The 11,122-nt window shown below is 61.2% G+C and carries 8 protein-coding genes; 6 read left to right on the top strand and 2 right to left on the bottom strand.

What is annotated here, in order from left to right; all coding sequences use genetic code 11:
* Nucleotides 1–337: DUF362 domain-containing protein (locus AC11W3_RS02490; RefSeq protein WP_484092425.1), on the top strand; the 337-nt coding region annotated here is incomplete at its 5' end.
* Here the strand turns inward: AC11W3_RS02490 and AC11W3_RS02485 are convergent.
* Together AC11W3_RS02485 and AC11W3_RS02480 are read right to left on the bottom strand one after the other, a co-directional pair.
* Nucleotides 315–626, bottom strand: a complete 312-nt coding sequence (locus AC11W3_RS02485; protein WP_484089036.1) for a hypothetical protein — start codon at nt 624–626, stop codon at nt 315–317. The two genes, AC11W3_RS02490 and AC11W3_RS02485, sit on opposite strands and share 23 nt — an antisense overlap.
* Before the next feature lie 61 nt (nt 627–687).
* A complete protein-coding gene (locus AC11W3_RS02480) occupies nt 688–1,152 on the bottom strand; it encodes a MarR family winged helix-turn-helix transcriptional regulator (RefSeq protein WP_484089035.1) in 465 nt (154 codons plus the stop codon).
* A 136-nt stretch (nt 1,153–1,288) separates the two neighbouring features.
* Here AC11W3_RS02480 and pal point away from each other — a divergent pair, with 136 nt between their 5' ends.
* The 5 genes from pal to AC11W3_RS02455 all read left to right on the top strand — a co-directional run.
* Nucleotides 1,289–1,894: a peptidoglycan-associated lipoprotein Pal gene (gene pal / locus AC11W3_RS02475; protein WP_484089034.1), complete on the top strand. Its 606-nt coding sequence runs from the start codon at nt 1,289–1,291 to the stop codon at nt 1,892–1,894.
* Between the two features lie 50 nt (nt 1,895–1,944).
* Nucleotides 1,945–3,210 carry a chloride channel protein gene (locus AC11W3_RS02470; RefSeq protein ID WP_484092424.1) on the top strand — a complete coding sequence of 422 codons (1,266 nt, stop codon included), beginning with the start codon at nt 1,945–1,947 and terminating at the stop codon, nt 3,208–3,210.
* A gap of 62 nt (nt 3,211–3,272) precedes the next feature.
* Nucleotides 3,273–3,434, top strand: a complete 162-nt coding sequence (locus tag AC11W3_RS02465; protein WP_484089032.1) for a hypothetical protein — start codon at nt 3,273–3,275, stop codon at nt 3,432–3,434.
* 739 nt (nt 3,435–4,173) lie between these two features.
* On the top strand, nt 4,174–10,200 hold the full coding sequence (locus tag AC11W3_RS02460) for a putative Ig domain-containing protein (RefSeq protein WP_484092423.1): 6,027 nt from the start codon (nt 4,174–4,176) through the stop codon (nt 10,198–10,200).
* A gap of 365 nt (nt 10,201–10,565) precedes the next feature.
* Nucleotides 10,566–11,122 (top strand): Lcl C-terminal domain-containing protein (locus AC11W3_RS02455; RefSeq protein WP_484092422.1); only part of this gene is annotated, 557 nt, incomplete at its 3' end.

Below are 11,122 nucleotides of genomic sequence, written 5' to 3'. Positions count from 1 at the left end.
CCTGCTTAATTACAACTCACTAGTAGTGCTGACGCATTTCAAGGGGCACGCCAGTGGCGGCTACGGCGGGTCGCTGAAGAATATCGCCATAGGCTGTGCAGACGGGACCATAGGCAAGAAAATGATTCATATGGCTATGCGGGGTCAGAGCTCGACAACGGAAAGCAGCGAGAGGTTCCACGAGAAAGTTCTTCCTCATCGTTCGCTGTTCGGGCTGCCGAGCCTGGCCCACCCAGGAAGGAGACTTGTTTCGGTACCTCGTTCGACGACGATTCTGTCTGGTCCAGATCAAGCTCTGACCCCTAAGTGCAGACCTAAGTCGGTGTGCGATAGATGAGCCTGCCGGTCTCATCACAGAACCCGAGAGCCAGTAGGCGTTCATCCTGGATGGTCCGCAGCAGCAGGGCGTCGATCTTCGCCTTGTCCCTCAGCCTGAGAAGTTCGGCCAGGGGATCGTTCAGTGTATTGGCTATCAGGCGGGAGCGTATATCCATGTCCTTGACGAACCAGTGCTGGGTGAGTTTGTCCACCAACGGCACCACCGCATAGGCGAGCAGCGCCAATGAGACGGCCAGGGGCATGATAAAGCGCAGTGACAGACGAATGGAACGGGTGGTCAGCTTCAACAGCGCACCTCCTCCTGAAAGCCAAACCCCTTTTTCTCGCCGTTATTCCCTCGAGTGCTCTTTAACCATGCAGAGGCTGCGGGGTGAGGTGCTCTGCTCCCAGGATCCGCACCATATGCTGCATCCCTTCCACGACTACGGCAAACTGCTCGTCCGGCAGAGCTTCGAGCCCATTGAGCAGCATGACTTGGGCTACCTTAGGGGCTTTGGCGACTACTTCCTGCCCCTTGTCGGTTAGAGCTACATCGACCGCCCTGCGGTCTTCATTGGAACGGGTTCTGCTCGCTAGCCCTTTAGCTTCAAGACGATCTAGAATTCCCACCACTGTTGCCGGGCGTAGGTACATCTGGCGAGCCAATTCGGAAACACGCATCGGAGCGGCATTGGCAAGGATCTGCAGCGCCCAGAGTTGCGGACCAGTTAATTCCGTCTCTTTTTCAGCGTTTCGTGAGTATTCATTTATTGCCTGAAATATTCGCCGTAGGTTGTCAATGACCTCCGGAATTTCTTCTGCCTTTTTTCGCATACCTGCTCCTGGATTTGTCTTGACAAACTAGTTAGTGTTACTGATAATTCGTATTGCAAACTATAATGCGTTCTCATCAGCTCGTCAAGTTTTGATAGCACAGCTCATGACGTTTTATCAGTCCAAGGAGGCAACAATGAAGAAGCATGGGGTGGGTATATTTCTGTTCCTGGTTTGCGTCACGTTCGGTGCAAACGGTTGCGCGAAGCATGAGATGGTCAAGGCAGAGGAGCCATTAGCGCCCTCAACTGCTGTAACCAAGCCGCCTGTAAAGTCGGAGGCTGCACCGGTGAAACCTGCTACATCTGCCCCTGTCAAAGTTGAGCCAGCCCCGGTTAAAGTTGAGCCCGTGCAGCCTGTTACTCCGCCCCCCATTGAGCCGGTTTCGCATGCAGGGGAGCTCAAGGCTTCCCTGGATAAAATCTACTTTGACTTCGATTCGTCTACTCTATCCAAGGAAGCCCGAGGCCGGCTCACAAAAGACGCTGACCTCATGAAGAAAGACCCCGACGTCAGGGTCCAGATAGAAGGGCATTGTGACGAGCGCGGCTCGGACGAATATAACCTCGCCTTGGGTGAAAAACGCGCCATGGCTGCCAAGAACTACTTGACGGCGCTCGGTATACCGGCTGACCGTCTTAGCGTGATTAGCTATGGCAAGGAGAAGCCTGCCGACCCGGGTCACAATGCCGCTGCTTGGGCTAAAAACCGGCGTGACGAGTTCGTGGTCCCGAATAAGTAATCTCCTGCGGATGACGCAGGTATTTCGCGTGTAGTTTTGGAATCTATTTCATGAAATTGCGCCACAAAACCTATCTCCAGATCACCATTTGGACCGCGGCTGCTCTCGTTGGAGGCGCCGCGGTTCTTTTTGCGCGTCTCATATCGTTCGCTCAGGGGGTGTATTTCTCGGTTGTTCATCTGCACCCATACCTCGTCACTATCGCGACACCCCTGCTGTTTGTGGCCGCCACACTTATTGTGGAGAGATTCGGGCCGGAAGCACGCGGTAGCGGAATCCCGCAGGTTCTTGAAGCTATCGATCATGCGCTTGACAGCGAGGTTGTCGAGCCGCCCTGGCGAAGCGCTCTCATTTCCCTAAGAACAGCGGTTGTGAAAGTCATCTCAAGCACCATCGGGATCCTAGCTGGTGCATCTATTGGACGAGAAGGACCCACCGTCCAGATCGCTGCTTCCGTTTTTGCCTGGTTCGGGAGAATCACCCGGAAGATTGTTCCGCAGGCTGATTTTCAGTCGTTCTTGACGGCGGGGGCCGCGGCCGGAGTAGCGGCGGCCTTTAATGCCCCACTAGCCGGAATTACCTTCGCCATAGAAGAAGTGACCGAGGGGATACTCGGACAATTCCGCGAGATGATAATGCTTGCGGTCATTCTTTCGGGTATCGCCGCCATGGCGCTAGCAGGAAATTACCTATACTTTGGCCATCCCAGCGTTTCAAGCCCCACAATCAGCCTCGTACCGGAAACCCTGATCCTCAGCCTCGTCGGAGGTTTGTTGGGCGGCTTCTTCGCGCGAATTCTGACAACCCCGAAACTGGTGAATCTTCCGCCCCAGCCCTGGAAGAAGGCCCTTTATTGTGGGATCCTCTGCGCCGCCGTAGGCTTCTTTAGCGGAGGAACAACAGCAGGGTCGGGTTACGAGATTACTCGTTCCTTTCTGGAAAGTTCTTCTATTGATAACTGGCCCTTATTTTTTGCATTGGAGAAGTTTTTTACGACAGTATTGTCTTATCTGTCAGGAATGGCCGGGGGGATTTTTTCCCCATGCTTGTCGATTGGGGCCGGCCTCGGTTTCAGTGTCGCAAAACTTTGCCATTTTGCTAATTTCAAGATCTGTGCACTGCTTGGCATGGTTGCGTTCTTTTCAGGCGTGGTTCAAGCGCCACTCACAGCAGTGATTATCGTAATGGAGATGACCGACGAACATGTCCTCATCATTCCGTTCATGGTTGCGGCATTCATTGCCAGGCGGATCGGGAAGGTGTTCATGCCCGTTCCGCTGTACCGGTTCCTTGCGGATAAGAATCGGAAAGGGTGAGCGGCAGTGGGAACCGGTGCACGGATACTGACCGAAGCCGGAGCGGGTTGCTGTGAGTGCATATGAAAAGTAAGCGCCTGCTGTTGTTTATGGCCATGTTGCTGGCAGGTTGCGGCGCCAAGCCTGCATCGTTGATCGAGAAACTGGCGGGAAATAAGGCCGGAAGTTGCCGCGCAGCCATCAAAATCGCGCCGGCGCCCTTCGATGATGGCCAGCACCTTTAAGCTCTCCTCTTCGCCTTGTCACGTCCTCCTACTATACCTTAGCCCAAGCCTGCTCATCCGCCCTCTCAGGGTATTCGGGTTGATGCCGAGGAGCTCGGCCGCACCTCCCGGCCCATGTATCTTCCCTTTCGTCATTTTGAGAATGTTGCTGATGTGCGCGGCCATAGCTTCATCAAGATTTATAGGACCACCAACTTTACTTTCAATGACGTGCTGCGTCCGCCTTCTGGGGGTCCGCCTTCTGAGGGTCTGGTCTGGACCTTGCCCTGTTCCGTTGTCCAGACCAGACACCCTAAGCTACTAAGCTAAGACCCCCTAAGCTAGACTCCAGCTTCAAAACTGTCATTCCCGAAGCGATTCTGATCGGGAATCCAGCTCCTAAACGACGTGAAATCTGGATCCCCGATAAGGGCATTCGGGGATGACAATCTCATAGCGGAAGTGACTAAATAAGATAACCTCTGAGCTGTGAGTGCACTCCTTCAGCAGTCTTACCCATTGCAGTCAAAAAAGTGAAAACACCAATTAAAATCTTTTGACATAACTCCTCCCTTGCCTTAATCTAACTCCCCACCAATAGCCATCCCTAGTACCGCTGTTCCTAAATTGGATAACTCATCTTTACTAAACTGAGCAAGCTTTTGCCCTCGCTGCCATTGACGCGATCACCGACTCCACTGCGTCCAGAGGTTTGGTGGCTTCCGGGGCCAAGGATTGACTCCTGCCGGAGGGGAAGCTGATGATACGCCAGCTTATCAGATCCACGCTCTTGTCCCTTGTCATCCTCCTTGTCTGCGCCGGCCTTTGCCAGGCCGACCAGCAAACCGCCTCGGCATCCGGTCTCAAAGCGGGCTGGAGCGTTGGCTTCGCCAACCTGAGCGGCGCCGCACGCAAGACCGCCGCAGGGAAATACCGGGACGCGGAGGTGCTGGTCAAATTCAAGGCCAGCGCGTCCCGGCTGACGAAGGACAGGCTCCACAAGCTTCGCGGCGCCCAGAAGGTCAAGGAGTTCAAGTCGCTGCGCCTGGAGTTGGTCGGGCTCAAGAAGGGGATGGGCGTCGACGAGGGAATCAGCAGCTACCAGGCCGATCCCGAGGTGGAATACGCCGAGCCCAACTACATCCTCCACGCCGCTGCGACGCCGAACGATCCGCTCTTCCCGCAGCTCTGGGGCCTGGACAAGATCAACGCCCCGCAGGCCTGGGACAGCGCGAGCGGCAATTCCAACGTGGTGGTCGCCGTTCTGGACAGCGGCATAGACTACAACCATCCCGACCTGGCGCCGAACATGTGGGTCAGGCCGGCGGCGATCCCGGTCGACTACACGGACGAGGACGGCACCGTCTACCGCGACGTGACCCACGGCATAAACACCTACGCCGTGAGCGGCGATCCCATGGACCGCCACGGTCACGGCACCCATGTGGCGGGCACCATCGGGGCGGCGGGTAACAACGGCGCCGGGGTTGCCGGGGTCAACTGGAACGTGAGCCTTATGGCCTGCAAGTTCCTGGACGACGGAGGGTACGGCTCCACCAGCGGGGCCGTGGAGTGCCTCGAGTACGTCAAGCGGATGAAAGAGGCCGGCGTCAACATCGTCGCCACCAACAACAGCTACACCGGCCCAGGCGGCCAGGCGCTCTACGACGCCATCAACGCCCAGCGGGACATCCTCTTCGTGGCCGCGGCCGGCAACGACTCCCTCAACAACGACTACTACCACACCGATCTCTACCCGGCGGGGTACAACCTTCCCAACGTCGTCTCGGTGGCCGCGACCGCCAACGACGACAGCCTGGCCTTCTTCTCCAACTACGGCAAGCACTCGGTCCACATCGCCGCGCCGGGGATGGGGATCGTCAGCACCGTTTCGGCCCAGAATTCCTACTTCGTCACCGACGGCTACGGCTCCCTCGACGGTACCTCCATGGCGGCCCCGCATGTCACCGGTCTGGCCGCGCTCCTCAAGGGGGCGGATGGCAGCAGGGAGTGGAGCACGATCAGGAACCTGATCCTGGCCGGGGGCGACAGCGTCAGCGGGCTTTCCGGGAGCACCATCACCGGGAGGAGGATCAACGCCTACGGCTCGCTGAGCTGCGACAACCGCCCCCTCTTCGCCGTCCTGAGCCCCCTGCAGAATCTCACGGTCGGCGTCCCGGTCCCGCTTGAGGTCCTCAGCATCAACTGCGGGACCCCGGCCGGGGCGGTGACGGTGACCACCTCCACCGGGCAGACCATCGAACTGAAGGACGACGGCCTCGCCGGGGACCAGGCCGCGGGCGACGGGATCTTCTTCGCGAGCTTCACTCCCACCCAGGCGAGCGAGCGCTTCGCCTTCTCGTCTCCTGCGGGGAGCGGCACGGTGGTAGCCCCGCCGGTAGCGGTGACGACCTCCATCCTCCCCGACGGCTCCACCATGAGCGCCTACAGCCAGGCCCTCACGGCATCGGGAGGATTGCCCCCCTACAGCTGGAGCCTCGCCTCCGGGAGCCTCCCACCCGGCCTGACCCTCGACCCCACCGGGATCATCAAGGGGCAGCCCACGGCGATGTCGTACCAGCCGTACAACTTCAACGTGCAGGTGACCGACTCCTGGAACAGCACCGCCAGCAAGGCGCTTTCCATCGTGGTCCACAATGACCTCTCCGTCGAGCAGTGGCGCAAGTCCTATGACAGCGGCGGAAGCGACGAGGTGAAGGCCGCGGCGGTCGACAGCGAGGGGAACATCTACGTCGTCGGCTCCCCCCTCATCATAAAGTACGACCCCTTGGGCAACGAGCTCTGGAATCTCTCCTTCGGGGGAGTACCTGAAGGGGCGGTTGTGGACGGCGCCGACAACCTGGTCGTGGCGGGGGCGGGGACGGTGAGGAAGTACACCCCCACCGGCGAGGTCGTCTGGAGCGCCCCCTTCGCTGGCGCGGCCCATGCGGTAGCGGCGAGCGGCACCGGCGTCGTGGTCGCGGGGACCTTCAACGACGGCTCGATGGATCTCTTCCGCACTACCAGCTTCGACGCCTCGGGAAATCCGCTCTGGACCGCCACCGAGAGCTCGACCCTCCCCATGACCGCACGCGGCACCGCCGTCGACGGCAGCGGCAACGTCTATGTCACCGGCTACCTGACCAACCCCGACCCCTACGGCCTCGGCCCCGAATACTACGACTACACGGTGAAGTACGACGCGAGCGGCACCAGGCTGTGGGGGAAGAGACTGGAGATCTACGGCACCCACCTGCGCGTGCAGGCCATCGCGCTGGACGCCGCCGGCAACTTCTACCTCGCCGGTGACTCGACCTTCTACGGCTTCAGCGGGGGGACCTCGGGGACGTCGGACTATATCGCCATCAAGGGTAGCCCCTCCGGCTCGATGATCTGGGAGAGGACCTACGACCGCGGCTACACCGCCAACGACTACGCCACCTCCGTCGCGGTCGACGTGATGGGGAACGTCTACCTGGCCGGCTACTCGGCCAACGGTCCGGTCAACAACCCGGCGGCCAACTACGACTACCTGCTGGTCAAGTACGACACCGACGGGAACCAGAAGTGGACCAGGTTCGAGGACGCGGGGCGCAACGACTACGCCACCGCGCTGGCGCTCGACGGCAACGGCAACATCTACCTCTCCGGCAGAAGCCACAACGGGAGCAACTACGACTACCTCACGGTGAAGTACCGCGAGATCTACAAGCTGAAGATCGTCAGCTGGTACCTCCCCGACGGCGCAGCCGGGACCCCCTACAGTCAGGCGTTGACCGGGACCGACGGGATGATCCCGTACCACTGGGCCGTCACCTCGGGAAGCCTCCCTCCGGGGCTCTCCCTCGACGCCGCTTCGGGCGTGATCTCCGGGACCCCGACAGCCGGAGGGGCCTTCACCTTCAACGTCGAGCTCAGCAATCCCAAGTCCCTATCAGATACCAGGAGCTTCACCCTCTCGGTGAGCGCCACCCCGGTAATCACCACCTCCTCGCTCCCGGTGGCGCCGTTCTGGAATCCCTACAGCCAGACCCTGGCCGTCGCCAACGACATTCCCCCGTACACCTTCAGCGTCGTTTCCGGGGCGCTCCCGGGAGGGCTCACCCTCGCCGCCGACAGCGGGGTGATCTCCGGGACCCCGACCGCCGCCGGGACCTTCGACTTCACCGTCAAGGTCGCCGACAGCAAGGGGAACTGGGCCACCAAGCCCCTCTCCATCACGGTAATCCTCGGGATCTCCACCGGGAGCCTTTCCCGGGGCGTGGTCAGCGTGCCGTACAGCCAGGCTCTGAGCGGGGGAGGGGGGAGCCAGCCCTACCGCTGGAGTCTCGCCTCCGGGACGCTCCCGCCGGGGCTGTCGCTCGATCAGGGAACCGGCATCATCTCCGGCACCCCGACCACGGCCGGGAGCTTTCCCTTCACCGTGAAAGCGATCGATGCCGTGAACGCCGAGGCGACGCGCGAGCTCACCCTGGAGGTGCTCCAGTATCTTCCGATCATCACCACCCCGGGACTCCCCTCCGGTCCGGTCGGTGTCGCCTACAGCCAGACCCTCACGGCGCCGGGGGGATTGCTTCCGTACACCTGGGGGATCGTCTCGGGCGCGCTCCCTGCCGGGCTTAACCTGGGAGCCTCCTCCGGGACCATTTCCGGGACTCCCATCGCCACGGGGAGCTTCACCTTCACGGTCCAGGTCAGCGACTCCCTCGGCAACAGCTCCACCCGCGAGTTCACCCTCCAGGTCACCAGCATCGGCATCGGCACCTCCTCGCTTCCGGCGGGCTTCCTCGGCGCGAGCTACCGCCAGCCCCTCGCCACGGTCGGAGGAAAGGCGCCTTACCAGTGGTCGATCGATTCCGGCAGCCTCCCCGGAGGGCTCACACTCGACCCGGCAACCGGCGTGCTATCGGGGGCACCGACGGCGGCGGGAAGCTTCACCTTCACCGTGCGCCTGACCGACGCCTTCGCCCTGACTGCCACCAGGTCGTTGACGATGCAGAGCTTCGCGGCCTCCGGTCTCTACAATAGCGGAGGAACGGACGACGCCCGCGGAATAGCCGTGGCCGCGGACGGCAGCTACTACGTGGCCGGCTCCGGCAGCGTGGTCAAGTACGACTCCACCGGCGCGCTCCTCTGGAGCAAGCCCTTCGCAGGCTCGGCCCAGGGAGCTGCGCTCGATCCGGACGGAAACCTGGTGGTCGCCGGCAACGGGGCCAACTACTCACTCCTCACCGTCAAGTACGACCCGTCAGGGACCGTCCTGTGGAGCAGCAGCTACAAGGACGGCGGCCAGGATTACGCCCACGGCGTGGCGGTCGACGCCTCCGGCAGCGTGGTGGTGGTCGGATCGAGCTACTACGTGAGCCACTATCTCGCAGTCAAGTACCTCTCCAACGGCGTCCAGCTCTGGGCGAAAAGCTTCGACGCCGGTCAGCCGAGCGGGGCCAGCAAGGTCCTCTACGGCGTGGCGGTGGACGGCAGCGGATCGATCTTCGTCACCGGATCGACCGACCAGTACAGCAGCGCCGACGGCTCGATCACCATGAAGCTCGACGTCTGGGGCAATATCGTCTGGAGCGCCGGCACCTACCGGGCCATCCAGCCTCAGGCGATCGCCGTCGACGGCTCCGGGAACGTCTTCGTTGCCGGATACGTCTGGGGAACCCCTCATTTCTCCACCTACAAGTACGATGGCTCCGGTAGCCTCGTCTGGTCCCGAAATTACTCCCGCTCGCCCTACGACTACGCCTACGGAGTAACCGCCGACAGCGCGGGCAACGCCTACGTCACCGGCTTGTCGACCACGGGGGCCACCAACGGGGGCGATGTCCGCACCGTCAAGTACGACGCCTCCGGGACGGTGGTCTGGTCGAAGAGCTACGGGATCACAGGCCACAACGATGTGGGCCGGGCCATCGCGCTCGACAGGAGCGGGAGCGCTGTCTATGTCGCCGGCATAACCTCCACCCTCAGTAACGGCTCCGACGGCGATTTCCTCACCGTGCGTTACTCGCTTCCGACCATAACCACCGGTACCCTTGCCAGCGGCGGGGTGGGGGCCGGCTATGCGGACGGCGTCAGCGGTGCGGGCGGGACCGCCCCCTACAGCTGGAGCGTCTCCGCCGGGACCCTTCCCCCGGGGCTCACCCTTGCCGCCGCGACCGGGGCCATATCCGGGACTCCGACAGCGGTCGGGAACTTCGCCTTCACCCTTGAGCTGAGAGACGGCGACGGGAACAAGGTGAGCCGGGCCTACACGGTGAGGATCAGCGACGGGCAGCCGCCGGCGGCCGACTTCGCCAACTCCGGCACCATGGCCTCCTTCTACGTCCAGTTCACGGACAATTCCGTCAACGCCCCCACCTCCTGGCTCTGGACCTTCGGCGACGGGGCCACCAGCGCCGAGAGAAACCCCATCCACAGGTACCTCGCTCCCGGTCTCTTCACCGCCAGCCTCACCGCCAGCAACCAGGCGGGCTCCAGCAAGGTCACGAGGCTCATCACCGTGGCCGAGAGCTGCGGCAGCCTCCCGGTCAGGATCGGCCTGGGCACCCCGTCCTACTTCCCTGACCTCCTGGCCGCCCTGGCCGGCGCCTCCGACAGCGACGCCCTGCAGCTGCAGAGGGTCGACCTGGCGGGGGGGCTGGTGCTCGACAGGGACATCCGACTCACCCTGAAGGGGGGCTATGACTGCGGCTACAGCGACAACCAGGGTGTGACCGCGATCATCGGGAAGCTCGCGGTCCGTAACGGCAGCGTTAAAGTGGAGAACCTGCGCTTCAAATGAGATAACCGATAAAGAGCAGGACCGGCTGGACCGGCAGGGATGGGGCCTCTTACATGGCTTCATCCCTGTTTTTGTTGGGACTTTTAGCGTGAAAGAAACAACGCCGGGGCTTGCTAAGAAAAATCAGTTTGTTAGGCTTTAATTCTTCATTGGCATTGCTGCGGCGGGTATAGGAAAAGCAGGTGCACGCGGATACCATCGGATAGAATCCGATTAAAATCTGATGAAGCCGTTAACCGGGTTTTAGATCAGACGTTTATCCGATTTCATCCGAAGTTATCCGCGAGAGACAAGGAATTTCTCCTGCCGGTGACCCATTGAACGGTGCGGTTGATTCGCGAAAAAGAGAGAGGGAGGGGAGAAAAATGAAGCTCGCCAGGTTGATCGCATGGTCGTTGCTGCTGACGCTTTTATCCGTCTCATCGGCCTTAGCCTCCCGTTTCATCGACCACGGAGACCAGACCGTCACCGATACCAGGACGGGGCTCATGTGGACCAGGAACGCCGACCTTCCCGCAGTACCGATGGGGGTGGGGTGGCAGGAGGGGCTCGATTACGTGGCGGCCATGAACAGCGCCAACGGCGGGGCTGGGACGTTCGGGCACAACGACTGGCGGCTGCCGGCCTTGAGCGAGCTGCAGTCCCTGGTGGATACCTCCAGGGTCGCGCCGGCTCTCCCCACCGGGCATCCCTTCCTCGACGTGGTACTCGACGAGTACTGGTCCTCCACGGTTAACCCGAACAAGTACGCCTACGTCTTCGGCGTGGAGATGTACAGCGGCGTCACCTACTCAGGCCATGACTACAACTTCGGTTATGTCTGGCCGGTGCGGGGGCAGATCAACACCGCAGCCGTTCTCACCCTTTCCCCGGCGAGCAAGGATTTCGGCACCGTCCTCCCCGGCACCTCCGCCACCCAGCC

The sequence above is a fragment of the Geomonas sp. genome (assembly GCF_056994735.1).
This window is presented reverse-complemented; position numbering and strand designations above follow the sequence as displayed.